Source organism: Pseudomonas sp. LBUM1661, from assembly GCF_059695925.1.
This window is the reverse complement of record NZ_CP166794.1, coordinates 4080581-4106631: the sequence shown is the minus strand read 5'-3', so window position 1 is coordinate 4106631 and position 26051 is coordinate 4080581. Positions and strand designations below refer to the sequence as shown.

General features: G+C 60.1%; 31 protein-coding genes and 3 pseudogenes. 13 read left to right on the top strand and 21 right to left on the bottom strand.

Going from position 1 to position 26051, the window contains the following annotated elements; translation table 11 throughout:
• Positions 1 to 8: 8 nt before the first annotated feature.
• From ACA057_RS18805 to ACA057_RS18765, 9 genes are all read right to left on the bottom strand, one after another.
• Positions 9 to 674 (bottom strand): amino acid ABC transporter permease, encoded by a 666-nt coding sequence (locus ACA057_RS18805; RefSeq protein ID WP_497341247.1) that lies wholly within the window; start codon positions 672 to 674, stop codon positions 9 to 11.
• On the bottom strand, positions 667 to 2445 hold the full coding sequence (gene lhpI / locus ACA057_RS18800) for a cis-3-hydroxy-L-proline dehydratase (protein WP_497341245.1): 1779 nt from the start codon (positions 2443 to 2445) through the stop codon (positions 667 to 669). The genes ACA057_RS18805 and lhpI overlap by 8 nt, the downstream gene beginning before the upstream one ends.
• 10 nt (positions 2446 to 2455) lie before the next feature.
• The gene (locus ACA057_RS18795) at positions 2456 to 3274 is read right to left on the bottom strand and encodes an ABC transporter substrate-binding protein (RefSeq protein ID WP_497341243.1); all 819 of its coding nucleotides are present in this window, start codon (positions 3272 to 3274) and stop codon (positions 2456 to 2458) included.
• 235 nt (positions 3275 to 3509) lie between these two features.
• Complete coding sequence (locus tag ACA057_RS18790) at positions 3510 to 4259, bottom strand: PAS domain-containing protein (RefSeq protein ID WP_497341241.1); 750 nt, start codon at positions 4257 to 4259, stop codon at positions 3510 to 3512.
• Positions 4260 to 4333: 74 nt separating this feature from the next.
• On the bottom strand, positions 4334 to 5590 hold the full coding sequence (locus tag ACA057_RS18785; protein WP_497341239.1) for an FAD-dependent oxidoreductase: 1257 nt from the start codon (positions 5588 to 5590) through the stop codon (positions 4334 to 4336).
• Positions 5587 to 5823, bottom strand: a complete 237-nt coding sequence (locus ACA057_RS18780; protein ID WP_497341237.1) for a (2Fe-2S)-binding protein — start codon at positions 5821 to 5823, stop codon at positions 5587 to 5589. Before ACA057_RS18780 ends, ACA057_RS18785 begins: the two co-directional genes overlap by 4 nt.
• Entirely contained in the window at positions 5816 to 6931 is a 1116-nt protein-coding gene (locus tag ACA057_RS18775) for an NAD(P)/FAD-dependent oxidoreductase (RefSeq protein WP_497341235.1), read from the bottom strand. The genes ACA057_RS18780 and ACA057_RS18775 overlap by 8 nt, the downstream gene beginning before the upstream one ends.
• Complete coding sequence (locus ACA057_RS18770; protein ID WP_497341233.1) at positions 6928 to 7860, bottom strand: 4-hydroxyproline epimerase; 933 nt, start codon at positions 7858 to 7860, stop codon at positions 6928 to 6930. The genes ACA057_RS18775 and ACA057_RS18770 overlap by 4 nt, the downstream gene beginning before the upstream one ends.
• 114 nt (positions 7861 to 7974) lie before the next feature.
• A complete protein-coding gene (locus ACA057_RS18765; protein WP_401355581.1) occupies positions 7975 to 8646 on the bottom strand; it encodes a GntR family transcriptional regulator in 672 nt (223 codons plus the stop codon).
• A gap of 130 nt (positions 8647 to 8776) precedes the next feature.
• Between ACA057_RS18765 and ACA057_RS18760 the strand changes: the two are divergent.
• The 5 genes and pseudogenes from ACA057_RS18760 to ACA057_RS18740 form a co-directional block, all read left to right on the top strand.
• Positions 8777 to 8977, top strand: a pseudogene (locus tag ACA057_RS18760) (DUF1801 domain-containing protein); the annotation flags it as partial.
• Between the two features lie 507 nt (positions 8978 to 9484).
• Positions 9485 to 9717 (top strand): annotated as a pseudogene (locus ACA057_RS18755) (uracil-DNA glycosylase family protein).
• A 75-nt stretch (positions 9718 to 9792) separates the two neighbouring features.
• Complete coding sequence (locus ACA057_RS18750) at positions 9793 to 10197, top strand: antitoxin Xre-like helix-turn-helix domain-containing protein (RefSeq protein WP_497341231.1); 405 nt, start codon at positions 9793 to 9795, stop codon at positions 10195 to 10197.
• Positions 10191 to 10883, top strand: a complete 693-nt coding sequence (locus tag ACA057_RS18745) for an RES family NAD+ phosphorylase (RefSeq protein ID WP_497341229.1) — start codon at positions 10191 to 10193, stop codon at positions 10881 to 10883. Before ACA057_RS18750 ends, ACA057_RS18745 begins: the two co-directional genes overlap by 7 nt.
• Before the next feature lie 370 nt (positions 10884 to 11253).
• A complete protein-coding gene (locus tag ACA057_RS18740; protein ID WP_497341227.1) occupies positions 11254 to 11634 on the top strand; it encodes a RidA family protein in 381 nt (126 codons plus the stop codon).
• 176 nt (positions 11635 to 11810) lie between these two features.
• Here ACA057_RS18740 and ACA057_RS18735 read toward each other — a convergent pair whose 3' ends face one another.
• Together ACA057_RS18735 and ACA057_RS18730 are read right to left on the bottom strand one after the other, a co-directional pair.
• Complete coding sequence (locus ACA057_RS18735) at positions 11811 to 12395, bottom strand: hypothetical protein (RefSeq protein WP_497341225.1); 585 nt, start codon at positions 12393 to 12395, stop codon at positions 11811 to 11813.
• A gap of 169 nt (positions 12396 to 12564) precedes the next feature.
• Complete coding sequence (locus tag ACA057_RS18730; RefSeq protein WP_497341223.1) at positions 12565 to 13332, bottom strand: metallophosphoesterase; 768 nt, start codon at positions 13330 to 13332, stop codon at positions 12565 to 12567.
• On the opposite strand from ACA057_RS18730, the gene ACA057_RS18725 reads away from it, so the two are divergent.
• On the top strand, positions 13325 to 13600 hold the full coding sequence (locus ACA057_RS18725) for a hypothetical protein (RefSeq protein ID WP_497341221.1): 276 nt from the start codon (positions 13325 to 13327) through the stop codon (positions 13598 to 13600). The two genes, ACA057_RS18730 and ACA057_RS18725, sit on opposite strands and share 8 nt — an antisense overlap.
• A gap of 56 nt (positions 13601 to 13656) precedes the next feature.
• Here ACA057_RS18725 and phnE read toward each other — a convergent pair whose 3' ends face one another.
• Genes phnE through ACA057_RS18705 form a run of 4 tightly spaced genes read right to left on the bottom strand, consistent with a single transcriptional unit; the run spans position 13657 to position 16887 of the window.
• Positions 13657 to 14424 carry a phosphonate ABC transporter, permease protein PhnE gene (gene phnE / locus ACA057_RS18720; RefSeq protein WP_497341219.1) on the bottom strand — a complete coding sequence of 256 codons (768 nt, stop codon included), beginning with the start codon at positions 14422 to 14424 and terminating at the stop codon, positions 13657 to 13659.
• Positions 14421 to 15248 (bottom strand): PhnE/PtxC family ABC transporter permease, encoded by an 828-nt coding sequence (locus ACA057_RS18715; RefSeq protein WP_497341217.1) that lies wholly within the window; start codon positions 15246 to 15248, stop codon positions 14421 to 14423. The genes phnE and ACA057_RS18715 overlap by 4 nt, the downstream gene beginning before the upstream one ends.
• The gene (locus ACA057_RS18710; protein WP_497341215.1) at positions 15242 to 16039 is read right to left on the bottom strand and encodes a phosphonate ABC transporter ATP-binding protein; all 798 of its coding nucleotides are present in this window, start codon (positions 16037 to 16039) and stop codon (positions 15242 to 15244) included. The genes ACA057_RS18715 and ACA057_RS18710 overlap by 7 nt, the downstream gene beginning before the upstream one ends.
• Complete coding sequence (locus ACA057_RS18705) at positions 16036 to 16887, bottom strand: putative selenate ABC transporter substrate-binding protein (protein WP_497341213.1); 852 nt, start codon at positions 16885 to 16887, stop codon at positions 16036 to 16038. The genes ACA057_RS18710 and ACA057_RS18705 overlap by 4 nt, the downstream gene beginning before the upstream one ends.
• Before the next feature lie 309 nt (positions 16888 to 17196).
• Here ACA057_RS18705 and ACA057_RS18700 point away from each other — a divergent pair, with 309 nt between their 5' ends.
• Genes ACA057_RS18700 through ACA057_RS18690 form a run of 3 tightly spaced genes read left to right on the top strand, consistent with a single transcriptional unit; the run spans position 17197 to position 18759 of the window.
• A complete protein-coding gene (locus tag ACA057_RS18700) occupies positions 17197 to 17817 on the top strand; it encodes a dihydrofolate reductase family protein (RefSeq protein ID WP_497341211.1) in 621 nt (206 codons plus the stop codon).
• Between the two features lie 39 nt (positions 17818 to 17856).
• The gene (locus tag ACA057_RS18695) at positions 17857 to 18336 is read left to right on the top strand and encodes a VOC family protein (RefSeq protein WP_497341209.1); all 480 of its coding nucleotides are present in this window, start codon (positions 17857 to 17859) and stop codon (positions 18334 to 18336) included.
• 30 nt (positions 18337 to 18366) lie between these two features.
• Positions 18367 to 18759 carry a GFA family protein gene (locus tag ACA057_RS18690; protein ID WP_497341207.1) on the top strand — a complete coding sequence of 131 codons (393 nt, stop codon included), beginning with the start codon at positions 18367 to 18369 and terminating at the stop codon, positions 18757 to 18759.
• A gap of 7 nt (positions 18760 to 18766) precedes the next feature.
• Here the strand turns inward: ACA057_RS18690 and ACA057_RS18685 are convergent, their stop codons facing one another.
• Positions 18767 to 19066 carry a hypothetical protein gene (locus ACA057_RS18685; protein WP_497341205.1) on the bottom strand — a complete coding sequence of 100 codons (300 nt, stop codon included), beginning with the start codon at positions 19064 to 19066 and terminating at the stop codon, positions 18767 to 18769.
• 105 nt (positions 19067 to 19171) lie between these two features.
• Entirely contained in the window at positions 19172 to 19843 is a 672-nt protein-coding gene (locus tag ACA057_RS18680; RefSeq protein ID WP_497341203.1) for a class I SAM-dependent methyltransferase, read from the bottom strand.
• Between the two features lie 194 nt (positions 19844 to 20037).
• Here ACA057_RS18680 and ACA057_RS18675 point away from each other — a divergent pair, with 194 nt between their 5' ends.
• Both ACA057_RS18675 and ACA057_RS18670 read left to right on the top strand, forming a co-directional pair.
• Positions 20038 to 20403, top strand: coding sequence for a hypothetical protein (locus ACA057_RS18675; protein WP_497341201.1), 366 nt, complete (start codon positions 20038 to 20040; stop codon positions 20401 to 20403).
• A gap of 103 nt (positions 20404 to 20506) precedes the next feature.
• A pseudogene (locus tag ACA057_RS18670) lies at positions 20507 to 21004 on the top strand (TetR/AcrR family transcriptional regulator); the annotation flags it as partial.
• A 203-nt stretch (positions 21005 to 21207) separates the two neighbouring features.
• Here ACA057_RS18670 and ACA057_RS18665 read toward each other — a convergent pair.
• Positions 21208 to 22344, bottom strand: a complete 1137-nt coding sequence (locus ACA057_RS18665; RefSeq protein WP_497341199.1) for an alkene reductase — start codon at positions 22342 to 22344, stop codon at positions 21208 to 21210.
• Positions 22345 to 22427: 83 nt separating this feature from the next.
• On the opposite strand from ACA057_RS18665, the gene ACA057_RS18660 reads away from it, so the two are divergent.
• The gene (locus tag ACA057_RS18660) at positions 22428 to 22817 is read left to right on the top strand and encodes a winged helix-turn-helix transcriptional regulator (RefSeq protein ID WP_497341197.1); all 390 of its coding nucleotides are present in this window, start codon (positions 22428 to 22430) and stop codon (positions 22815 to 22817) included.
• A gap of 163 nt (positions 22818 to 22980) precedes the next feature.
• Here the strand turns inward: ACA057_RS18660 and ACA057_RS18655 are convergent, their stop codons facing one another.
• A complete protein-coding gene (locus ACA057_RS18655) occupies positions 22981 to 24369 on the bottom strand; it encodes a hypothetical protein (protein ID WP_497349954.1) in 1389 nt (462 codons plus the stop codon).
• Positions 24370 to 24749: 380 nt separating this feature from the next.
• Between ACA057_RS18655 and ACA057_RS18650 the strand changes: the two genes are divergently transcribed.
• The gene (locus ACA057_RS18650; protein WP_497341195.1) at positions 24750 to 24977 is read left to right on the top strand and encodes a hypothetical protein; all 228 of its coding nucleotides are present in this window, start codon (positions 24750 to 24752) and stop codon (positions 24975 to 24977) included.
• A 48-nt stretch (positions 24978 to 25025) separates the two neighbouring features.
• On the opposite strand, the gene ACA057_RS18645 is transcribed toward ACA057_RS18650, so the two are convergent.
• Together ACA057_RS18645 and ACA057_RS18640 are read right to left on the bottom strand one after the other, a co-directional pair.
• Positions 25026 to 25301, bottom strand: a complete 276-nt coding sequence (locus ACA057_RS18645) for a hypothetical protein (protein ID WP_497341193.1) — start codon at positions 25299 to 25301, stop codon at positions 25026 to 25028.
• 259 nt (positions 25302 to 25560) lie between these two features.
• Positions 25561 to 25995, bottom strand: coding sequence for a hypothetical protein (locus ACA057_RS18640; protein ID WP_497341191.1), 435 nt, complete (start codon positions 25993 to 25995; stop codon positions 25561 to 25563).
• Positions 25996 to 26051: the final 56 nt, after the last annotated feature.

The following is a 26051-nucleotide window of genomic DNA, read 5'->3' as shown; positions in this document are numbered from 1 at the left end:
GTCACCCCTCAGTAGCGAAACAGCCGCCAGGCCATCAGCCGGGCTGCCGCGACGATCGCCTTGGCAATCAGGTAATACAGCACCGCGGCGATGGCGAAGTATTCGAAGGTGCGGAACGTCTTGACGTTGTAGTCCTGGGTCACGCCGGTGAGGTCGTTGTTCAGCCCGACGATCACCCCCAGCGACGTCATCAACACCGCCCAGACCATCTGGTTACTCAACGGGTAGAACACGATCCGCAGCAACTGCGGGACGATGATCATCCGGTAGGCCTGGAAAGCACTCATGCCCAGCGAACGCGCGGCGCGCACTTGCGTACCGGGCACGGCCTTGAGGCCGCCGCGAAAGTTTTCCGCGAGATAACCCGCGTTGTTGAAAGTGATCCCCGCCAGCAATGCGAACCATGAACTGACGTGCAAGCCCATCGAGCCGAGGCCGAAGTACAGGACGTAGATCTGGAACAGCGACGGCGTGTTGCGGGCGATCGACACCCAGCCGTTGCCGATGCCGCGCAGCAGCGGATTTTTGGTCTCGCGCATCACCGTCAGCGCCAGGGCGATCAGCACGCCGAAAATCATCGACAACGCCGCCGTCTCGAAGGTGACCAGCGCGCCGGCGAGCATGTCCGGCAGGGCGCGCAGCGTCGCGCGCCATTGGAAGGTGTAATCAAACATGCGCGGGGCTCTCCAGTGAGGCGGCAGGTTGCAGCCACGCCGGCAGACGACCGCTGGCCGTGCCGTTGCAGGCCGCGTCGACGCATTCGGCGAGGTTGGCGAAGTGCACCTTGCGACCGACCAGCCCGGGTGCGTAATGGGCGTACTTGCCCGAGTTGGTCATCAAGGTTTTCGCCGCCAGCGGAATCACCGGTTCGCCGAGCATGCACCAGCAGGTATCGGTCACCAGCGTGGCACCGAAGGCTTCGATCACGGCGATGTGTCCGGCCTCGCGAGCCTGCTCCAGCACGGCACGACCGCAAGTGATGGCGAGGAGCACGTCAGGGTGCTTGTGCCGCCCGCGACACAACCGCGCCAGGTGGGCGAACTCGCTGAGCGAGAAATGCGGGTTGCCCAGCGAGACCACATCCACCCGGTTGTCGCGGGCGCTGTTGAGCTTACGCCAACTGAGCAACAGGTCCTTCAGGCGGATTTTTTCCACCGGCAGCGCGACGTCCGGCGCCAGCACCTGAGCCGGATCGAGTGCCTCCGGTGTCACCCCGGCGATATGAAACAACGGCGCGGCAGAAGTGGTGGCGAAAGCCGCGCCGAACGCTTTCAAATCGTCCAGGCTCGGTGTGCGCTGTTGCAGTCCCAGCACCAACGGAATCCGGCTGCCCGACAAGGCGCCGATGTGGTAACCGAGCAGCGGGTAAAAGGCATCGTCCAGTTCGCCCAACGCCGGCAATTCGATTTGCAGGCCAGCCTTGCGTTGCGCGTCCAGGTGGCAGCCGATCAGCGGGGCTCGTCCGGTCAGGGCGATGCAGATGTCCAGGTAGTCCGGGTATTTCAGGGTGCGTGCGCCGAGCACGCTGTTGGCGTAGACCACTGCGTTGGATTCGGCCCAGACGATTTGCTCGCCGGCCTTCGGCGCGCTGTCGAGCAGGTAGGGCGCACAGGTGAAACTGAGCTGCGCGCCCATCGCCATGTACGCATCGCCCAAGGCACTGGCCGGTACGCCGAGCGCCGGGTCGATGCCCAACTCACGCCAACGGCGTTGGTCGACGGAGATTGAATTAAGGGTGGTCGGCACCCGTACTTGGGCTCCCCACTGCACCAGTTGTTCGGCGAAACGCAGGCTCGCAGGTCCGGTGTAGATGCAGCCGTCGATGTGCGCCTGGGTGACATCCACCAGGCTGCGCGCGCCTTGCAGTTGCGCCATGCGCAGGACGATCTGCATGGCGACCTGGGCGGCCTTGCCATGCTGGCCGTCGAGCAGCGCCCGATCCTGTTCGCTGAGGTCGATCAAATCGCCTGTTTCGGCGGTTTGCAAGGGGCCGTCGACTGCCTGCCAGGTATCGCCCGGCAGATCTTCGAAGAGTGTTACCGAGGGGCCGTCGACCCGAGCAAAGGCCTGGCCGCGCAAGGCGGCGAAGGCCTCCCGGCCGATGCACAGCACCGGCAAGGAACGCTCGAAAATGGTCTGTGCCACCAGCACGCCCAGGGTCAGGATCTCATCGGGTTCCGCCAGTACCAGTGCGGCCGGCGCGTGACCGTTGCTGATCAGTTCCATCAGCACACTGCTGCCGGTACACGAACCGCGGCCACTGGGAATGGCCAGCACACGGCCGGCCAGGTGTTCGCCGCTGAGCGGGTGGTGGCGGTCGATGACTTCTCCGCTATACGGATCGACCCCGCCCCAGAAACTCAAGCCGACATCGGCAAACAGCAGGGCACCTTGGGCGGCCCCCGCGACCAGACTGCGACCGGTGAGAGAAGTGAGCCTAGGCATGCCGGACACCTCAGTAATAGACCTTGGGTACGGTCAGGTCGGTGGGCGAAATTTCGGTGCCGACCCATTTGGTGAACAGCTCATTGTATCGACCGCTGCGCACCTGCTGATTGACGAACAGGTTGAGGTAATTGAGCAGGCCGTACTCGTTACGCTTGGCGCCCAGGGACACGTAGTCGATGGTGTAGGGTGCGTTACCGGCGACTTTCAGGTTCTTGTATTTACCCGACTTGATGGTGGCGGCGGCCACGGTATTGGTGACCACGGTAGCGTCGATGTGGCCTTGGGCGACCGCCAGCAGCGTGTCGTTCTGCGACTGGTAGGCGCGGAAGGTGCCGCTGCCCCAATTCTTCACGTCTTTTTCCAGGGCGATGGCTTCATAGGTGCCGCTGGTGTTGCCCAGCGCTTTGCCTTTGATGTCGGCGAAGCTGTTGATGCCGGTGTTGTCGCGGGTCAGCACCACCATCTGGAAGGCAAAGTACGGCACGGTGAGGCCGACGGTCTTGGCCCGTTCGAGGGTGTCGGAAGTGGACGCGACGATCACGTCGGCACGCCCGGAGACCAGCGCCGGAATGCGGTCGGGGAACGGTGTTTCAACCACTTCGGCCTCGACCCCGAGGATTTTTGCCAGGTCGCGGCAGTAGTCCACGTCGAAACCGGCCGGGTTGTTACCTTCATCGCGGAAACCCATCGGCGGGAAGTCCAGGGTCACGGCACAGCGTAGTTTGCCCGAACCGATGATGTCGTCGAGCTTGTCGGCCTGGGCGGTGGCGATGAAGGAGGTACTGAGAACAGCGCTGAGGGCTACGGCAAATGCGGGGTTTTTCATAGAGGCCTCGTGGTCGGTGAAGTGCTGTTTGATATCGTATTGTGGATTTCGTATACGATATTAATGGTAGCAATCAACGTGCCCATTTCCAGTCCCTGGTGTGAATTTGTTGTCCGATGTTGAAGTAGAGGTGTTGCAGTGGCGCGACCCTCTCCAGAGAGGCACCGGCGGCAGTTTGCGGGTGTTACATAAGGGAGCAATGGTTGCGCCATCGCCCCTTTAAGGAACACGTTTCCTAACGCTGATTGTCGCGATATTGGCTGGGCGCGAGGCTGGTCAACGCGCGGAACTGCCGGCTGAAAGCACTGTGGTCGGTGTAACCACAGCGCAGGGCGATCTCGGTGATGGGCAGGTCGGTGTCCAGGAGCAGGCGGGAGGATTCTTCCAGGCGGGCCTTGTGAATCATTTGTCGTGGGGTGAGCTGGAACACGCGCTTGCAGTGGCGCTCCAGTTGCGCCACGGAGTACCCGGCGATGTCCGTCAGCTCGGCGAGGCTGATCGGGCGGGCGAAGTGCGTGCGGATATGTGCATCCACCGCCGCCAGTTTCTGGAAGGCCGGATGGTTGGACTGTGGCAATTGCAGGTCGCGGGAGATGCCGGCGAGGCCGACGATTTGACCTTGCTCGTTATGCAGGGCGAGTTTGTGGGTCAGGCACCAGATCGGCTGGTTACCGTAATAGAGGTGCAGTTCGAGTTGGTCTGACAGCTCGCGACCGCTGGCGAGTACTCGACGATCCTGCTCGGTGTACAGCGGGCCGTAACGTTCCGGAAAAACCGTGTCGGCGGTGCGCCCGAGCAGCTCGGTACTGTGCTTGAAGCCACAGCGCCGGGCCAGGGTCTGGTTGACGAAGGCGTAGCGGGCCTCGCTGTCCTTGATGAAAAACACCACGTCCGACAGGGTGTCGAGCAGTGGCGCGATCGGCTGCAGACTGCTCAACAGCGTCGGCAGGTCGCACGGTTTGAAGGTAGTGAGCGAGGCATACATGGCGCTGGGCGTCTGGAGGCAATCTGCCGAATCATAAAGACTCGGCAACGGACCCGAAAGCCCCGGGCCGGCATTCAGGCCGGCGGGGTGTCGTCCAGGCACAACAAGGTTTCGATTCGCGCCGGGCTGAACGGCGGTCGTGGTACCGAGGGTTGCCAGCCAAACAGATGCTGCAACGCGCCGCCACACACTCGGCCCTGGCAGGCACCCATGCCGCAACGGCTGGCCAGCTTGGCCTCGCGCCAGCTCGTGTGCCCGGCCAGTGCGGAGTAGGGCACGTCTTCGCAGCGACACACCAGGGTGTCGGCCTGTGCCAGTGATTTGAGCTGCGGGTCGAGGGTGAAGGCGTTGTTCAGCGCCTTGGCAAACCCTTGCCAGCGCGCCCGCCGAGGCCACAACGCTCGGGCGGCAGTCGCGTCACCGACGGCGGCATGACCGGCGATGGCGCCTTCGACCAGCGCCAGTTCACTGCCACCGAAACCGGTGCATTCACCTGCGGCGTAGTGATCGGCGCGGCTCGTGGTCTGCCAGGCATCGACGGCGAGCGCTTGCTCCGCGAGTTCGCAACCGAGGGCTTGGCCGAGCTGGGTGTTGGGAATCAGGCCGAAGCCACAGGCCAGGCGATCGCATCCCAACTCGACGATTTTCCCCTGTTGTTTCAGGCGTACACCTTCCAGTCGCGTGCTGCCCAACGCGGCCAGTACGTGGGTCCCGGTGCGGTAGTGACGGTCGAACAAGGTCAACGACTGCATCAATTTGTGCGGCCAGCGTGGCAGTTGCGCGGCGAAACCGGCGACGGCGGCCGTGGAGGCCTGCTCGGCGATGCGCAGCATCTGGGCGCCGTTGTGTTTGGCGGTGGCGGCGCTCGCCAGCAACAGCGGCCCGCTGCCGGCGATCACCAGACGCTCGCCGCGCACGGGCAGGCCGCCCTTGATCAATGCCTGAAGGCCACCCGCGCCCGTTACACCGGGCAGCGTCCAGCCGGGGAAGGGCAGCAGCAACTCGCGGGCACCCGTGCATAGAATCAGTAAGTCGTAACCGATCAGCCAGCCGCGATCGGCGTCTTCGACCAGCAGTTCTTTCGGGGCGGTGCAGGCGATTACCCGAGTGCCGGCGTGGCGGCGGATGTTGCTGCAGGCCTGCAATTGCTCGCGCATCTGACGCGCCTGATTCGGCAGGCTGGCGTGGGGACCATCCCGCCAGATTTGCCCACCCGGCAGCGGATTGTCGTCGAGCAGTACGATGCGGGCACCGCTGGGGGCCGCGGCAAGCGCGGCGGCCATCCCGGCGGGGCCGGCACCGATGATCAGCAGATCGGCATGTTCGCTCATGCTCGGGTCTCCACCTGCATGCCGTCACGGCACAGGGTCTGGCAGGCCAGGCGTCGTCGGCCGTCGATGGTCACCCGGCATTCCTGGCAAATGCCCATGCCGCACAGCGGTGCGCGCCGCTGGCCGCTGACCGACGTGCGGCTGCAACCATCGCTGCCCAGCACCAGTGCCGCCGCGACACTGGTGCCTTCGGCGACCCTCAGAGTGCGGCCGTCCAGCATCAATTCAGGCATACACAGGCTCCTTGAGAAAACGTTGCGGCAGATAAGGTTGCGCGGCCAGTGGTGGCGTTTCATCGAACAACTGCGCGACCAGCAAATCAGCGGTGCCCGGCGCGGTGGTAACCCCCAGGCCTTCGTGGCCGACCGCCAGCCATAGGCCTTTGCGGTGCGGGTGTTGACCCACCAGCGGCAGGCCGTCGGGGCTCGCGGCGCGAAAACCGGTCCAGGCGCGGATGCCGTTGAGCTGTGCCAAGCCGGGCATGTAGTCGACCGCACGCCTGAGCATTTTCGCCAGCATCCAGCCTTCGACCTGCGGATCGGTAGTGCCGAATTGCCGAGACGCGCCGATGAACAATTGCCCGGTCGGCCGCGGCTGGATGTTGCAGGCCGTCGACGGGCCCGTGGCGTTGTGCGCGCTGGTGACATAACCCAGTTCCACCAGGGTATGAGTGACTTTGCCGGGGTAACGGTCGGTAATCAGCAAGTGGCCTTTCTTCGGCTCGATCGGCAACTCCGGGCAGAGTTCGTTGGCCTGAATGCCGTTGGCCAGCACCACCGCCTCGGCGCTGAGCCAGTGGCCGTCGTCGAGTCGCACGCGGTTGCCATCGACTTCGCTGACGCGTGCCCGACGCTGGCTGATGGTGGGTGCGTCGAGCATCCAGCGGGCGGTCGCCGGGGCGTAGAGGATGCCGTCGCCGGTGATCAACAAACCGCCTTCGAGGCTCGCGCGCAGTTCAGGTTCACGCTCGTGCAAGGCATTGGCGCCCATCAATTCGCACGCCACGCCGTGTTCCTGCAAGGTCTGGTACTTGTTTTGCGCGACGGCCATTTCTTCGGCATTGGCCGCCAGCCACAGCGTGCCGTTGCTGCGATAGGCGCAGCCGTCGGGCAAGGCCGGTGCCCGTTCGCGCCAGCGTTGCAGGGAATATTGACTGAGGGCCAGTTCGGCGGGGTTGTCGTCGAGCACCAGCAAGTGGCCCATGCCCGCCGCCGTCGCGCCGGGCAGGCCGGCGTCCAGCACCAGCACGCGCAAACCGCGCTCGGCCAACGCCTGGGCGCACGCGGCACCGATGATGCCGGCGCCGATCACAATCACATCGGCCACTTGGCCCTCATTCACGGGCGAATGCCCCAGGCGAACGGGTCGTCCTGCTCGATGATCAGGCTCGCTTCGGCGCTGATGTAGGCGCGGCCGCGAATGGTCGGCACGATGCGCTCGCCCTGGATTTCGTAGGCGCCTTCGAACTCGCTGCCGATCACGCTGGCCTGACGCCAGAGCTGTCCCGGTTGCAATTTGTCGTCCGCCGCCAGACACGCCAGTTTGGCACTGGTGCCGGTGCCGCAGGGCGAACGGTCGTAGGCCTTGCCGGGGCAGAGGACAAAGTTGCGGCTGTCGGCATGCTCGTCATCGGCGAACAGCTCGACATGGTCGATCAAGCCGCCGTCTTCACCGCGAATACCTTGAGCCTCCAATGCTTGCTGCACCGCGAAGGTGTACGCCGTCAGCGCGTCGAGGTTATCGCCGGCAATGCGCAGGCCATGCTCGGCGATCAGGAAAAACCAGTTGCCGCCCCAGGCCACATCGCCGGTGACTTGGCCGATACCCGGCACCTGCAACGACAGCGCTTGACGATAACGATAGGCCGGCACGTTGCGTACGCTGACCGAACCGTCGTCGTGCAGGGTCGCCTGCACCGTGCCCACCGGCGTCTCGATGCTGTGGATGCCAGGGCCGATCTTGCCCAGGTGCGCCAGCGACGCCACCAGACCGATGGTGCCGTGGCCGCACATCCCCAGGTAACCGCTGTTGTTGAAGAAAATCACCCCGGCGCAGGCACTCGGATCGACCGGCTCACAGAGCAGGGCGCCGACCAGCACGTCGCTGCCCCGTGGTTCCAGCACGCAAGCGGCACGCCAGTGATCATGCTGTTCGGCCAGCCGCTGTCGACGTTCGGCCATGCTGCCGCTGCCCAAGTCAGGAAAACCGGCGGTCACCAGACGGGTCGGTTCGCCGCCAGTGTGGGAGTCGATCACGGTGATGCGTTTCATGGGAGGGCCACTTCCGTTCAGATGAGTGAACCAAAGAGTGGCCTGTAGGGCGGTGCGCCGGCTTGAGGGTTTTACCCTGTACCGGTGACGAAATCAGCACAGTGGGGCGAGCGATCAATGGCTGTGGGGCAGGTGCTCGAACAGGGTTTTGCAGACCCCGGCAATGTGCTCGTCAAGCAGTTTCACCGCCAGGTCGACGTCGCCAGCGCGACAGGCGGCAAGGATTTCCCGGTGTTCGTGATCAGCGCGATCCTTGCCGGCCGAGAGGCTCATCTGCATGCGCAGGTAGCGTTCCAGCTTGTCGTTGACCGAGCGAATCAGGCCGACCAGAAACGGTCGTTGCGCCGGTTCGTAGAGACAGGCATGCAGTTCCCAGTTGAGTTCGGCCCAGCGTCCGACGTCATCTTCGCCAATGAACTCCTGACAGATACGTTCGGCGCGGGCGAAGGTTTCTTCGGTCATGTTCGGAATCGCCAGGCGCAGCACCTTGTCTTCGAGCAGCATGCGCACTTCAAACATCTGCGCCAGTTCGGCATCCGACACCCGCGTGACCATCGCCCCGCGATTGCGCTGGAACATCACCAGGCCTTCGGCCTCCAGGCGCTTCAGGGCTTCGCGCACCGGAATCTTGCTGACGTTGAACTGGCGGGCGATGTCGTCCTGGCGAATCGGCTCGTCCTCGGCGAAATGCCCGGCGACGATGGCATCACGCAGATGACGGGTGATGATTTCCGACGTCGACGGCGCATTGCCAAGGTCTGGGGCATTGAATTTGGGTAGGGTCACGGCAGCGGTTCGTTCGGAATGAGTTGCAGATAGGGTATACGAATTTTCTTGGGTGTTCCTTCGGCTATGGTTAGACAGGCACTTAATCAAGGCGCGGACACTACCCAAGTGACTGGCGAGCAGAACCCTCATGAAGAAGGAAAAGACCGGGGCAACGGAAGAAGAGAACGCCAATTCAGCCTCTCGGTTGATCGACCCGAGAATCAAGGAACTCAGTGATTGGCGCGGTGAAACGCTGGCCCGGGTCAGAGCACTGATCAAGTTGGCCGACCCCGAAGTCATTGAAGAATGGAAGTGGCGGGGCGTTCCGGTGTGGTCGCCGGCGTGCATTGCGGGCAAGACATCTTCGCCGAGTGGGACGGTGCGCACGCATTGATCCTGCGTGGCGACTGAATAGCCGATAGCTCGCCATCAGGAACGCCTGGAGACCCCACAAGGAGGTCTCCCGGCTGGTATTACTCGAGTGCTAACGTCGCAGTCGGAATGTTTGCCAGCTCCGACCGCTCGTGAAAACGCCCGTGTCACCGCGAAGGGTAAAAAGACTTGCCCGGTAGAAAGCCGTCATGGGTGAGCATCCAAAGCTCCTTATTTTTTTATATGCCCATCCCCATCCCCGGGATTTGGCGTTTTTGGCTTTTTCAGTGAGTGTCACTTCTCAGCCCCCTATTTCAAATGTTGGCGGCGCACGATAGCAATTTGCCCAAATCAGGAATGCGTCAAATAATAACCTTTTACATTTCATGGTTAATACAAGGTTGACACTTTGCGCTACAAGGGCGTCGTGGCCTGTATTCCTGCGAAAATCTGCAACAGTGTTTGTGGAATCAACCCAGGCGTGATGGCCGCCGCCCAAGGGCATCATTTTGCAGGCCGGGGCAATCGCTTCTGGCGCACGCTCCATCTCGCCGGTTTCACACCAGAGGAGGTGCGCCCGGAAAACGATCGGACAATCTTGCAGAATCAGTGTGGATCCTGCCCAATCCCAGCGGGCGAAATCGCGCGTTTACGCTCGATCAACTGGTTAGCGCGTACCGCCAACTCTATTTGGCTGCAGACGAGCGTCGAATTTAGATAGAAGGCTTTATTGATCTGTAGACGCTATCTACCTATAGTTGTGTCTATAGATGCATGAAGAGGTATCGGGACATGACAGTCGCCCTGCAAACCCAAGGCTTTTCCAAACAGCAGTGCGTGACCGGCCTGCGAGCAGCCGTCGGCATCCTCGAAAAATGGGGGGCGTCCAGCGATCAGGCTTGCCGGATCCTGCGCATTTCCCGTAGCACCTACACACGCGCCAAGCCGCGCGATCCCGATTGGTCCGTGAGCCTGGATTCAGACCAGATGCAGCGCATCAGTTTTGTGCTCAATATCCACGCCGCGCTGCGCCTTATCTTTGATAACCCGGAAAACGTCTACGGTTTTCCGTCGATGGCCAACGACAACGAGTTTTTCAACGGGCGTTCCCCACTCGAGATCATGGCTCAGGGCGACATGATTTCTCTGTACGAGACGTTTCGGCGGATCGACGTGCTGCGAGGCGCGCAATGGTGAAGGTGAGCCAGCTGGCAGCGCTGGCTGGCGAGCCGTTGCAGGCCTACCGACTGGTCAATTCGAAGTTTCCGCCCATTGCGCTGTTTGATGACGTGGCGGACGCGGACGAATTTGAGGACCTGTACCAGATTCAGGCGCTGACCAACCCCAGGCTGAAAAACGAAGTGGGCCACCTGGAGTTGATTCCACGAAGTGAGATCCCGTTCGGTATTCCTGGCTGCTCCTATGCGATCGCGCCGTTTACCCACGTCAACCCGGCGGGTTCACGATTCAGCGATGGTCGCTACGGTGTGTTGTACCTGGCTGACAGCATGGAAACGGCATTGGCCGAGGTGCTGCATCACCAGAATCTGTATTGGTCGAATGTCCGGCAACTGAATTACGAGCGGTTTGTTTTTCGCGGGCTGACGTGCACCTTCAGGGAAACCGGGATGAAGGATGCCACGTCCATTCCGACGACTGATCCCATCTACGATCCCGACGATTACACGCATTCCCGGCGCCTGGGCAAAGCCGTCAGGGGGGCAGGGTGCGCGGGTCTTCGGTACCACTCGGTGCGCAAGCAGGGCAGCTACTGCTGGGCACTGATGACGCCGAGGCCTGTCTCCTCAATTATTCAAGCAGCCCACTACGAGATGATCTGGAACGGACAGATCACCAGCGTCAATACAATCAGCGAAGCCTGATGCGTTTCCGGGAAAGCGTTTGAAAGTTGCAGCAATTACGCACCCTTTGTAGCAGCAGGCTTCGCCAGCTGCTACAGGTTGTTTGTTTCGCCTATGGCTAGTTACCGTCCGCTACCTTGCGCTCTATCTCCGCTATTTTTCGCCTGAGTTCCTCCGCCTCCTGCTCTTTGGTGCGAGGTGAAGAGGGCGGAACGGTCCGATCCTCCGGTGTAGACGTGGTATCCGATTCGACGTCGTTAACATTGTCATCGTTGTTCATATCGCTTACCTCCATTGACCTGTTCATTGGATACGGCGATAGCGCTGGAGTTCTGTAAACTGGCGGGCCAAAAAGGCGTCGCCCCCCTTACCACTCAAGCGAGAGACTTCCATGGCTAACCACGACATCACCTTCGTTCCCGATCCTGACTCGGAATCCATCTCCTCGGACGTCGCCGGTTTCGGCGGCCTGCTGGTCTCCACGCAAATTCCGACCCACGCCGACGGCAGTCTGGAACTGGGCGATATCACCCTGCAGAGCGAGTGCGCGTTGCAGGCGCTCAAAGTCGCGCTGGAACGCGCCGGCAGTTCCATGGACCGGGTCTTGCACCTGACCATCTACCTCACCGACATGGCCGACCGCGCCGCCTTCAATCAGGTCTACCAACGCTTCTTCGCCAAGCCCTGGCCGGTTCGCGCCGCAGTGGGCGTGGCGGCGCTGGCGGTCGAAGGCATGCGCGTTGAAGTCACCGCGATGGCCGCCAAAGGCTGAGTCCGCAGATCCAATCAACAGGTTTGTGTGAAGCTTGTGAACAACATCAGGCCCGTCGAGCGATTGAGCTAATGTCTAGCTGTTCACCTCGCTGCCGCAGCCCAATCAGCTGGTCCCTGATGTGGCCGGCGAGGTGAACGCTCCTCACGACGCTACGCCGCGACAATCAGTCTTGTTCAAAGCCCCAGGTAGCCGAAGTAAACGAATGCCACCGCCGCTGCAATGACAAACGCCAGCAGCGCCTTTGTCGTTGAAGTGTGCAGCGGTACGGATTCGGTCATTCGCTGCAAGCGCGTATCTGAAAACGCTGTGCGATTGTTGTAGCGGTGCCTGATTGCCCGGTAGGCGTATCGGAGCCCGATCAGCAGAAGCAGGGCTATCAGGCCGATGACAGGCCAATTAGTCGTTGCCGGTTTGACCGCCGGCGCGATGCTGTCTTGTTGGCAGGCGGCGCTATTGACCTCGACAATGGAAATTCGCTTGTCGTGCGTCGAGGGCAGTTTCTTGTCACGCTGGATCGTCGCCAGTTGCTCCAGATCAAAGGCCTTATATTGCCAAAGCGTGGACTGTCCCTCTCGGCAATAGGTGAACGCCGTGGGGTTTGAGGCGGCGATAATGCAAGCGTCTTCGATACCCAGTTTTTTCAGCGTTTCCGTCGCGGACCTTGTGAAGTCAAGGTCGATGACAGGGATTACCCCTGTTGCACAAGCGGCGACCGACACCAGCAGGCTTCCCAGGAAGCAGATGATTGATTTTTTCACAGTAGGCGCTTCCTGGTTTTTTGTTGATTTCCCAGTTCGAGTGCACCCAACGTTGAGATCGTCGACGCAAGCCTTCGCCCTCAAAGAGTGCGCGTCATGATCGTCCTCCTTACGATCACGACGCTCAGAAAAGATTAGACAATCCTGGAGGATTTCACACAGCCAGGAATCAGATATTGAGATTTATTACCAATGAATCATTGAAGTCCGGATTTTCATTGATGCCATTTTTTGCATAACCCCGGGCGTTGCACAGGACGCGGGTGTTGCCCACCTGGTAGTCAAAACTCCCATGGGTATGGCCATGCAGCCAAAGTGCCGGCTGCCAGTCCTGGATCCGGTCTTCGAGGTTTGAAACAAAACTCGAGTTGATCGGCGAACTCGCAAACATCGGGCTGATGCTCAACCGTGTCGGTGCGAAATGGGACACCACCACCGTGGGAATGGTGCTGTTGCGGGAGAAGCAGTCGTCCAGCCAGGCGACAGTCTGTAAAAAAACCAGTTGGGAAATGGCTGGCGTGAACAGGTCTTGAAAATCCGGCGATATTTTGATGTGGGTAAAGTCCCGCATCAGCTGCATCGCCAGATCAATCCCGTGTGCCCGATCCTCGGCAGAATCGAAAAGACGATAATCGGACCACAAGGTGCACCCCAAAAACCGCACGCCGTTGTGGACGTACTCCGAACGTTCCAATACGTGGATCTGCGTGCCTTCAGCCAACCTGTTCAAATGCTCGTAGGTCGAGAACAGGTCACTGCCATAAAACTCGTGATTGCCTGCCACGTACACGACCGGAGCGGGGCTCGATCTGGCCCACTCAATGGCCTTGGCCGGTCGGCAGATGTCTCCGGCGAGCACCACGACATCGGCATCCACCTCGGGAAACGGTATCGCGTTGACGGACAAATGGACGTCAGACAGTAAAGCGATGCGCATCGATCAATTCCTGACTGTTTTGAAGGGCCGCGAATTCAACTTACGCGTTCATCACCGCCTGCGACAACTGAATATCACACACGGTCTCGACGGCGCGGGCGGCGTTACCCGCCGCGCCAGTCTGTCATTTGCTGGCGTCCAGCACGACGCGGTAGCGCGCCTTGCCGCTGCGCAGGTGATCGACGGCTTCGGCAGCTTCTACAGACTGACTCGATCCCCTGTAGGAGCAGGCTTGCCAGCGAAGGACGTTAACGATGACGCGTTGTAGCAGGATAACGATGCGCACTTGAGTGCTTCGCTGGCAAGCCAGCTCAGGGACAGCTATTACGCCTTGACCCAACGCTGGCGGCTCCAGCTGCTCAGCGTATCCACGGCAAACACCAACAACAGCATGGCCAGAATCACGGTGCTGGCTTGAGCTTCCTGGAACAGGCTGAGGCTGACGTAGAGCATCTGCCCCAAACCGCCAGCGCCGACGAAGCCGAGCACGCTGGCCATGCGGATGTTGTTTTCCCAGCGGTACAGGATGTAGGCCAGTAACTGCGGCAACAGGTTGGGCAGGGTGCCGTAGCAGAACGCCCACACGGCATTGCCGCCCTGGAGGCGGATTGCATCGGCCGGTTCTGGTGGGGTGTTTTCCAGCGCTTCGGCGAACAGTCGGCCGAGCACGCCGGTGGTGTGCAGGGCCAATGCCAAGGTGCCGGCATTCGGGCCGAGCCCGGCGGCCAGGACCATCAGCGCGGCCCACACCAATTCCGGCACTGCGCGCAGGGCGTTGAGTATGAGGCGCGACGCACTCTGCAGCGGCCAGCCGTAGCGCCCGGCTGCTGGCAACGCCAATAGCAGGCCAAATACCGCCGCGAGCAGGGTGCCGAGGGCGGACATGGCGATGGTTTCCAGGGCGCCATGGCCGATGGCTTGCAGGTGAGCGGGACTCAGGTCCGGACTGAGAAAACGCTGCGCATAGGCGCCCATTTGCTTCAGGTTGCCGCTGCCGCCCAACTCGCCGAGATCGATGCCCAGGTAGATGAACGAGGCGACGACCGCTGCGACGATGCAGAGCAGCAGTGCAAGATTGATCAGGCGATTCATGTCAGCCTCCAGCGCAGCAGGCGGCTGAGTTGGTCGGCGAGCAGCACCAGCACAAGAAAGGTCAGCAACAGACTGGCCACTTCACCGCCGGCGAACATGCGCAGCGACAGGTCCATTTGCTGGCCCAACCCACCTGCGCCGACGAAGCCCATCACCACCGACGCGCGGATCGCGCATTCCCAGCGGTACACCGTGTACGACAGCAGTTCCGCCGCCACATTGGGCAGAATCCCGTAGCAGAACGCCGCCAGCCGACCGCTGCCGGCTTGCAGCAGCGCGTGGGCCGGGCGCTGGTCGACCGACTCGAAAATTTCCGCGTAGACCTTGCCCAGCATGCCGCTGTAGGTAATCGCGATCGCCAGGACCCCGGCGGTCGGGCCGAGGCCGACAGCGCGCACGAACAGCAGCGCCCAGACGATTTCCGGCACGCTGCGCAGGAAGATCAGTAAACCGCGTACCGGCCAGCGCAGTAGTTGGCCCCAGTAACCCGGATGGCCGGCGCGGGAGGCTGCAGACAACGACAGGGCACGACTGGCCAACAGGCTGGCGGGCACCGCCAATAGCAGCGCCAAGGCCATGCCCGCCGTGGCGATGGCCAGGGTTTGCAGGGTGGCCTGTAACAGCAGCTCAATAAACGCTGCGTCATGGGCCGGTGGCCAGAAGGCCGATACAAAACGGCCGATCTCACTCTGACTATCACTTGCCACCAGAACGCCCAGGTCCAGCTCGCTGAAGCGGATGCCTGGCCACAGCAAGGCAATCGCCAACAAAGTCAGTAGCAGGCGGGGGCGGGTGGCCGGGTCTCGGGTATCGCGCGTCAGCATCGGGGAATCTGCACACTCAAGGGCACGGGAGCAACCGGTGGAGAATGCAACTGCTCGTTGGCGTAGAGCTTGTCGAGCAACTCGCGGTCGACGTCGCCGGCCGGCAGGTCGAACAGGATCTGCCCGTCACGCAAACCGATGATGCGCGAAAAGTGCGCCAGGGCCAGTTCCACCGCATGCAGGCTGGCGACCAGGGTGACGTTGTGTTGTCGGGCATGGCGGCACAGAACCGAAAGCGTGTGCGCCGCCAGCACCGGGTCCATGGCCGACACCGGCTCATCGGCCAGCAGCACTTGGGGCGCTTGATACAGCACGCGGGCAATGCCCACGCGCTGAAGTTGCCCCCCGGACAGTTGCTGGCACTGTGCGAACAACTTGTCGCCCAGGTCGAGCCTGGCCAATGCCGAGCGTGCGCCCGGAATGTCCAGCGGATGCAGCAGGTTCAACAGGCTTTTGCCCAGGCCCCACTGGCCAATCTTTCCGGCCAGCACCGCAGTCACCACGCGCTGGCGCGGAGGCAGCGGCGGCGACTGATGCACCAGGCCGATGCGAGCGCGCAAACGCTGACGCTGCCGGGCAGACAGCTGCCACGCGCGCTCGCCGAGCACCTGCAACTCACCGCTGCTCGGTCGCAGGGCGGTGGCCAGCACATTGAGCAGGCTCGACTTGCCCGCCCCGGACGGGCCGATGATGGCGACCTGTTCGCTTGAACCGATGTGTAAGTCCACGCAGCGTAGCGCCTCGACGCCATTGACGTGAACGAGGCTGGCGCCGGTCAAATGCAAGGTCATTTCAGCAGTTCGGCGGCGCGTGCGGCTTCCTCGATGCCCTTGTAGTTGTCAGGGCTGGTTTCGATGAAGCGACTGGCGGCCTGCAGATCGAGAATTTCCTTGTCCTTCGGGTTCGCCGGATCGAGCGCCAGGAAGGCGGCCTTGATCTTGGCTGCCAGCGCCGGGTCAAGCGTTCCGCGCACGGTCCAGTTGTAGTCGAAATAGGCCGGGGTGGTGGCAAATACCTTGACCTTGTTGGTGTCAACTTTGCCGGCGGCGACCAGTTTTTCCCACACGCTGGCGTTCAGTACCCCGGCGTCGACCTTGCCGGCCTGGACCCAGGCGACGGTGGCGTCATGGGCACCGGAGTAGCCGACCCGGCTGAAGTAGGTTTCCGGTTTGATGCCGTCCTTGAGCATGAAATAACGCGGCATCAGGCTGCCCGACGTGGAGGACACCGAGCCGAAGGCAAAGGTTTTGCCCTTGAGATCTTTAAGCGATTTGACGTCGGGGTCGGCAGTGATGAATTTGCTGGTGAACTGCGCGTCCTGCTCACGCTGTACCAGCGGAATCGCATTGCCGGTTTTCAGGCGTGCCTGCACGAACGTGAAACCGCCTAGCCAGGCCATGTCGATGCGGTCAGTGGCCAGAGCCTCGACCACGGCCGGATAGTCGCTGACCGGGACGAACTCGACCTTCATGCCGATTTTCTGCTCCAGATAGGCGCCCAGCGGCTTGAATTTGCGCAGCAGTTCGGTGGGGGCTTCATCAGGAATGGCGCTGACTTTCAGGGTGTCGGCGGCCTGTGCAAGCAAGGTGCAAACAGACAGGGACAAGCCGACGGCCAACGCCAGGGTTCGTTTGAGCATGGAGGTTCTCCGGTTCGTTAGCGCAAGAGTCAAGGCGCCTGGCACAGCTGATAACTGCCTCGGCGCTTCATGAGGGTAGACGAAACGCAGCGATTATAAGCACTCCTGCGCCGTTGGCCTGCTTTGTTCGAATCCGTAGGACGACAAGGAACTTTGCACGACACATCAGCTCGACAAGAAATACGCCATGGCTTGTCGATTTCGCGGAGTCCCGTTCGACTATCCGTCAAGGAATGCATCTGATCGATTGCACTGTCCGTGGGCGTTCCTTGTACAAGCACCTCCACGAGGACGAATCAGGAGACCAACATGCGCAAGCTCACCGTAGCCGCATTCATGAGTCTGGATGGCGTTATTCAAGCGCCCGGCGGACCGGAAGAAGACACCAGCGACGGGTTCCGCTTCGGTGGCTGGATCGTGCCCTACACCGATGAAACGTCCAGCCAGGCAATACACGCGCTGTTCTCGCAGCCGTTCGAGTTGCTGTTGGGGCGTCGCACCTACGACATCTTCGCCGCGTATTGGCCGCAGATACCGGCCAGTTCGCACAACCGTATCGCCGACCTGTTCAACAGCGTGCCCAAGCAGGTGGCCACGCATCGATCCGCTACGCTGGATTGGCACAACAGCCACGCGTTGCAGGGAGACCTTACCGACGCGATACGCGCGCTCAAACACCAGGACGGCGCCGACCTGTTGACCCAAGGCAGTGCCGATCTGGTGCGCCAACTGCTTGCAACCGAGATGGTGGACGAGCTTCGGCTCATGATCTTTCCCATCATCCTCGGACGCGGCAAGCGTTTGTTCGACGACAACGCACAAGCGTCGGCCTTCACGTTGGCGCACTCGACCAACACGCCTGGCGGTGTGCTGATCACCCGTTACGTGCGCAGTGGCGAGGTGCGTACAGGAACGTTCGAAGAACCATAAGCAGGAAAAACCAGTCCGTCCCAACCTTGGAGAAGCAAAATGGTCAGCAAAAACACGATTTGTCTCTGGTACGACGGCAGCGCGTTGGACGCTGCAACTTTCTACGCCGAAACGTTCCCGGATAGCACGGTGGGCGCTGTGCTTCGCGCGCCTGGCGACTATCCGGCGGGCAAGGAGGGCGATGTCTTGACGGTCGAGTTCACGGTCATGGGCATCCCCTGTCTGGGGCTGAACGGAGGCTCGGGGGTCCAGCACAACGAAGCCTTTTCATTCCAGGTGGCGACCGACGACCAGGCTGAAACCGACCGCTTGTGGAACGCGATTGTCGGAAACGGTGGCCGGGAAAACGTCTGCGGCTGGTGCCAGGACAAGTGGGGATTGTCGTGGCAGATCACGCCACGCGTCCTGACGGACGCGATAGCCAACCCCGATCGAGCGGCGGCCAAGCGCGCGTTCGATGCCATGATGCAGATGGGAAAAATCGACATCGCCGCCATCGAAGCGGCTGTGGGGCGTTAACCCGCGTGGCTGGGTGAGAGGAGACGCAGCATGGAACGATTCACCGGCGGTTGCCTGTGCGGCAACGTGCGAATAGAGGCGTCGGGACTTCCCTACCGGGTTGGTCTGTGTCACTGCCTCGACTGTCGCAAGCATCACGGGGCCCTTTTTCACGCCTCCGCGATCTTTCCCCAAGAGGCGGTGACGATCGATGGCGAAACGCGCGACTATGCCGGGCGGTTTTTCTGTCCCCGCTGCGGCTCGTCGGTGTTCGCACGCAGCGGTGACGAGATCGAAGTGAACCTCGGTTCACTGGATGCCCCTGATCAACTGAAGCCCACCTACGAGAGCTGGATCGTCCGTCGTGAGTCCTGGTTACCGCCGTTTCCGCTCACCAGACGCTATGAGCGCGATCGTGACGCCACCGGACGCTTAGAGGAGTAGGTCGCTATTAATTCCTGCACTCCGACAACACCACTTGGCAGGTGTCTGGGGTGCCACCGGAGCGGCCGGAATAGCGTATGCAATTATCCATGGATTTTTTGCGAGCCATGCTCAAGGTGGAACCCCACGCCAGGCCGCCCTCGCCGACAGTGGGGAGCGCTTTTGCATAACAGCTTGAGCCCAGGTTTGAGGCTGCATAGCGAGGGGTGGCGGCTTTGCCTGAACATCCCGCGGTCAGCGCCAGGTTGATGGCGAACAAGGAAAGCAGGACCCATGACGAGCATTGGCGCGCGGTGTGCCTGTTCATCCCGTTTCCCCTGCATCAAGCGGCTGGAGATATTGTGGTGGTGCTCTACTCAGCATAGACGCTGTTACGCCGCCGGTGTTCTCGGGCACAACTGATCGATGACACTCACTCGCGCTGTTCGGCCACCAACAGCAACGACTGCGGCACAGGACTTTGCGGGTGCTGCGGCTCTTGCAGGCTGGCCAGCCGGAAACCGGCCATGTCCAGTGCATTGATCCAACTGGCCAACGTGCGGAAATACCAGGGCATGGGATGCCACTGCCCCTTGAACCCCGCGAACGTTTCGTTGCGCCAGCCATCCTGATAGTCGCCTGCCGCCGCCGTCCACGGGTGCAGCGTCTGGATCACCAACGCGCCACCGGGGGCGAGCAAGGCATTCATGGCGGCGAGCAGAGGAATGATGTCCTGGTGCAGCAGGGCGAAATTGGCGCAAATCAAGTCGTAGTTGCTGCCGATGTCCACCTTCGCCTCCACCAACGCGTCGTAACTCGCCAAATGCACCCGCGCAGAGCCCGCCGCGCGCGCCGCCTCGACCAGCGTCGCATCGCCATCCACACCGACCGCCTCGATGGCCCGCTCAGTCAGCGTACGCAACAACCAGCCCTCGCCGCAGCCCAGGTCGAGCACGCGCTCGGGCTGGCGACCCAGCACCGCCAGCAGGATCGCCTGGTCGGTGACCTTTCGCCGGCTTTCGATAGCACCGCTGCGGACCGCTTCGATCCAGGATTGGGCGTTTTGGTGCCAGCTTTGGAGGAGGGTGGATTCAGGGGCAGGCATGTCGATGTCCGGGCTGGGTGGTTGTAGGGAAGGATAGGGCAAGTTTTACAGGTGGCTGCGCCACGTGCTTGAACGGTTGCCGCACGCGCTGGTCTGTGGTCTGGTTGGAGGCGCCGCGGAAGGATGGGCAGGAGGGAAGCCGGAAAATGGGGCGGTGAGCAATTGGGCAGGTTTCTTTATGGAGAGGTGACAAAATGACAAGTGTCCCCATAGGCTTGATTGCCGGATTAATACTAGCGCCGATGATACTTACGTGTTTCGCTGTGGCCTTCATCGCACACAAGTACGTTGAACCTATTGAAGAACGTTTACCCAACTGCGCTTTTGTGAAAACCACTAGGGACGCATTTTCAGCGGGCGGCCTACTGGGCAAGATTATGCGCGGCGGCGTTATTGCCATGGTGTTGATGATGCCCACACTCAGCGCCCGAAGAGGTGTTATTGACGCTAAAGAGGTACAAAATCTTCCGAGCCACTACAAAAAACTTTTGATAGTTCCGGTGGTTATATTGTTCGTTTTGTTTTCTTCGTTGATCGCACTCAGGCTTTTTTCAGCTTGATTTTAGAGGGGGATCGAGCCGGTGCGGGGCAGATCACCCCGCACCGATATACTGCCCCAACGCTTCTGCTGGTTTACTGCGTTATGACAGGCGCGATTCGCCGGTCTCGCGTGCCACGGCGTATCGCTATTTTCCCTCGACCGAGGCGTTGATCAGCGAGACGGCGGCCGATCGTGAGATGACACCGCTTGAGCGCATCTGGCGGCCGGGCGACGACCCGGTAAAGGGTATTGGCCTGGCGGCAAACGCGTTGAACAAGCTTCTGATCGAAGACGAAATCGGCCTGCACGTGATGGAACGTTCGTTCATGACGGTGTGGCTCGACAGTGACGCCCATGAGCCCCTGAGGCCGGGCCGTCGCTTGAGCTACATTGAGCCGATTGTCGACTCGCTCAAGGACGTGCTTTCACCGCGGGCGCGCAAACGCTTGAAGCAGGCGCTGTCGATCGTCATGGGTACCGAGGCATTGATCGCCGTGCGCGATATCGGTGGTGCGAGCATCGAAGAATCACTCAACACTGCCGCCTGGGCAGCGCGGGCGCTCGTTCGTCAGGCACTGGCGGAGGATGAACAAGCGCGACGTAAACGCACAAAGACTTAATGAGGGAATGAGCTTGCTCGCGATGAACCCATAGGCGCCGCGTTTATCCTGTTAAAACGCATCATCGTTGACGTTTCCTTCGCGAGCAAACTCGCTCCTACAGGGGGCCAGGTCGAGTGACTCGCTGTGAAAGCGGAACCAATAGCAGCCGTTACCGAGGAAACGGATAAACACTCCATCGAGAAAAACCGATATCAACCAACTTATAGTGATTCATAGCCAGGAAAATCGGTATATCCAACTTCACCATTCCTAGTGTAATAACTCGACGGATCAGCCTCTATCACGGGCCAGTTGTTCTGGAAACGTTCCACCAGATCGGGATTGCCAACAAAAGGCCGCCCAAATGCGATCAGGTCAACATTCCAGGTGTCCAAAGCCGCTTTCCCGGAAACTTTATCAAACCCCCCACACCAGATAATCGTACCCTTATAGATAGACCGAATTTTTTGAACCAGAGCATCACTTAAATGATGTTGATTAAAATCGCTGGAATTCATATTGCCTGCCGGCATTAACTGATAAACCAAATGCACATAGGCAATATTTCTCCTGTCCAGCTGCGCGCAGAGATAAAGCAAGGTTTCTTCCACGTTGGGATCTTCGGGCATGCTGTTAAATCGCCCGAATGGCGACAATCGAACACCTACCCGATCCGGTCCCAATACAGCTGCAGCGGCGTCCACCACCTCAAGCAGAAAACGTGTTCTCGATTCCAGTGTCTGCCCACCGTAGCAATCCGTACGTGTATTGAGGGTCGAGTTAGTAAACTGATCGACAAGGTATCCGTTGGCCCCATGAATTTCCACGCCATCGAATCCGACGGCATCCGCGTTTTTAGCGGCTTGAGCGAACTCATTCACCACATGCGACACGTCTTCGAGGGTCATTTGTCGTGGCTGGCTTGCCCGGACAAATGTGGCCTTACCTTCAGCATCGTAAGCAAAAACATCGGATTCGCTCGCCGCCTCATCAGTAACGCCCCAAGGCGCTTCGCCATTGGGCATCAGCGATGTATGGGCCATTCGGCCTACGTGCCACAGCTGGGCGAAGATCCGGCCAGCACGGCGGTGCACCTCATCGGTCACCCTGCGCCAACCTTGTATCTGGGCCTGCGAATAGAGGCCGGGCGTCCGAGCGTAACCCTTGCTGTGTGGGGAAACGTCGGCCGCTTCAGTTATGATCAACCCGGCACTGGCACGCTGGCCATAGTACTGAGCCATCAGTGCCGTCGGAACGTCACCTTCGGATGTCCTCGCGCGGGTCATCGGTGCCATCACGACACGGTTTTTCAGACGGATGTTGCCGCCAAGTGTATGAGGAGAGAGTAAGTTAACCATGTGATTATCCCGTTGCTGAAAGAAGTCCAGGCAGGGTAGCCGTTGATTAAAACTCCGTTCCACAGACAAATAGGTGTGTAAGCATGCACGTCACGAAGCATCTGCCCGGTTTGCCGATTGAAAGAGCATTGAGCGTTGTCTCAGGGCGATGGAAGGCGGTCATTATTTATGTGCTGTTAGAAGGGCCGCAGCGTATCTGCTTTCTCGAAAATAATATCCAGGGTATTTCGCAAAAAGTGCTAATTGGTCAACTTAGAGCACTTGAAAGTCATGGTCTCGTGTATCGGCTTTTCTTTGCAGAAGAACCACAAAGAATTGATTATGCTTTAACCCCTCTGGGCATGAGTCTCGAACCCTTACTTAACAGTCTGTACGATTGGGGGGTAAACCACGCGAAGGAAATGGGTGAGGTTCATCGGCTTCTTCCTTGCGAGGCTGTCGTAAAACTATCGGCTGGGAAGGCTGGAGAATAAGCAAAAATGCCTGGCGCCCACGCCGGATCCCACAACGATAAAAAGCAAGCGGAGACACGAATGAGCAAGCAAGAATCGTTCGAAAACCTACCGCTGACCCGCTTCCCTATCAGGACGGTGTTCAACCGTCAGGATGGTGGCGGGCCCGCTGGGGAATTACGCGCTATTCCGCCGCTTTAAGCGTGTTGACCTGGACCAAGAGCATGGATGAATCGGCGGTTTCCACGAACAGGTCATAGGTCTCCAGGTAGAGGTAGACATTTTTTGTCTTCAGCCCGGTGTCTGCGGCGCAAGTTACATTGCGCGCCATTCCTTGCAGCGAGGCGACTTTTTGTGCGGCAGGAAAGGATTCACCCACCGAGCATTCAAAATCTTGCTCGAATGGTTTGCCAGTGCTGGTCGTAAAGCTTTTGCTGTAGGCGATGTCGCTGCCAGGCTTGACGGTTTGCCAATCGCCATCCAGTTCGATGTGTGTGAGCGTGCTTGCCTGGCCGGTTTTGTCCGAGCGCTGAGTGCTGCTCGTCGCGGCAAGTTCGATCAACCCGCGCCAGCGGATGCTCACACGCTGGCTGCTGCCCAAGGCGCCCGTCGCCTGCTGACGCCATAAGCCGCGGGCCGGGCCAGGTTGCAGATAAAGGTCCAGTGGGCTGTCGTTGATCAAGGCGTGAGGCACCATTGGGGATGAGGCGTTGTACGTGAATTGCAAATGGCTGAGCGTGTGGGTCGGTTGCCCCTGAGGCAGTGCGCTTACCTCTGCCAGCAGGGGTGCCGGAACCTCTGGCGTCAGCATGTTCGGTGGTGATTTTTTCCGGGATACGGGCGTGGCGAGTTGCGCCAGGTTGACGGGCTCGGCGCACACGGCACCCATCAGCCGGACGCGTTGCTCTTTGTCCAATGCACTGTCAATCGGCTGAGCGGGCGGCGGGAGCAGAGTCTGGCCATTTAAACGATAAGCCAAGCGGGTGCTGGCCTGGTGGGTAGTGCAGTCGATCTCGACACGTTCCAGCTGTCGGTCGTAGGGCTTCCCTTCGTTTTCATCCAGGCGGATGCGGCCGTAGTCGATGCCCGCCCATATCGCACGTCGAGCGTTCGTCGTGCCCAGGGTGCCCGGGTCTAGCAACAAAACATCTTCGCTGTCGCCGGGAAGCTGCCTCCAACTGCTGTCCCGGACCGCTTGGCACAACTGTTGGTTCATGTTTCGCGCCGGGTCTGCCGGCAGGACATAGGCACTGCTCCAGTCCTTTGCGCGTCGATACTCAACCGCTAATTGCGCCGAATCGCAGCCAGCGAAAAGACGGGCCTGGGTGGCTGGCTCGGAGCCTTCAGCCGGAACATTCACCGTCACCACGGCAGTTTGGCCGAGCTTGATAGTGGTATCCAACGGCAACGGCTGGGTTTGTACACGGGACGCCATCGCCTGATTTTGTACCTGGCGTTCGGCAGCGACCTGCTTATAGTAATCGGCCATCCCGTTGCCTTGCAGGGCACAACCCGTCAGGGTCACAGCGAAAACGGCGCCCGCGAGGCGAAAGAGTAAACTCACAGCAAACATCTCCTTGGCGCGCACGGAATTCATCACGATAGCGGGCGCGTACTTTATTGGGTTATCGAAGTGTTGAAGTTATTGCGATGTGGCCGAGACAGTGATCCGTTGTACTCGGCGACTAAGAACTATCGGGGAAACTGAATTTTCGTGTTCAAGAGGGGCGTTCATGGACGGTCCTTCGTCGGTTTCTGAGTATCAAGCCCATTTGAATCGGCTTAACCAGTAAAACCTTTAGCGAAGAGAGTGACAGCAGCGGGCAAGCGCGCGAGCCTCTATCCTTCCCGGTGTCAGTTTTTCTCGCTCAACCCAGTGTTCGATCAGGGCGAGTGGATTCGCAGTAACGACTCCAGAAAGTTGTTTGCACTTCTTAATACGAGGAACCCACCGTGACGAACTACACCCTGGAATACCTGTTCAACGGCGAACCTCGCGCGCACCTGTTCGAACTCGATCAGCCTCAGCTGCCTGTCCATGAGGCGGCGATGCACTTGCTACAGCTGCACTATGGGGATGCCGAAAACAGCCTGATCATGCCCTCTGCGGACGCGACGCCGGAGGAAATTTTAGCGCAGGCTGAACGAGTAGGGCTGACGCGGATAAAGGTCGTCGATTAATCCGCTCGGATCGGCCCATTTCGACTGCACGAAGACCACAACACTTACTTATTTCAGCTCCGTTCTAATGTCAGTTCCGGGCACGAAATACTTACCGGGATCATCGGCCTTCTTCAGGTCAATCAAGGCTCGGCAAATGCAATGTGAGAATTCTTTCTGCAAGGTTTCGGGGTCTTTCCAGGCCATTTGCGATGATTGCAATTGTTGTCCTTCGGAGGACTTATAGCAGACACAATTGTCAATTCGGGTGATGCCGTCATCATTCGTGCTCTGACAAGCAGTGGTCAGCAAAGCAATCGCGATGAGCATTACGATCTGTTTCATTGGCTCCCCTCCGAGGCTGTTGTGAAGGGCTAACGCTGAATAAACCGCAGTGGTGTGATGGTCGCTCTGCGGGGTTGCTGGATAGCCAGGGGCGCAAAGCCCAATCGGCTCAATAAGCCCGACAATAGAAGGAGCTTAGCTCTCAATTTCGATCGCTCCATCCACGGCCTGCTTTTGGCCGAATTTTGCCGCTGCTGTCCGGCAGCTATGGGCTGAAGGCAGTAAGCAAAGGGGACGGATTTACTGACAACCATATCTGCTACCTTTTGCCGTCAGATTCAACGTAGGGACCTAAATAGAAACCCTGCGTATCCCAGTTGATTCGATAAATCACTTCTTTCCTTGGCTTGATGTTGGCCGCAACCGTTTTGATCGCGACACCCGCACATAACCCCGACTCGGCGAGCCCGGAGCCGAGGTTCACTTCACCGGCAGGCAAAACGAAAGATGCCTTTTGACCTGGACCTATCTTGGCGGCGCGCTGACCGTCAATGTAGAACACGACGTCACATCCCGAACCGACAAACCCGTCATCACGGAAAATGGTCAGGCGTCCCGACTCTTGCGTGCCCTGGCTTTTGATCGCGTATAGCTCATTGGCCGGCACTGGCCGCGCTTCAGAAACCCGCATAGGTGATGTTGCGCACCCGCCCAAGGCCAGCAAGAGCGCCCCCGTTGCGATAATCCTTCGCATGATTTTTCCCTCCTGAAAAAGGGCGAATGTATCAGCGCGACCTACTGCGTTGCTTC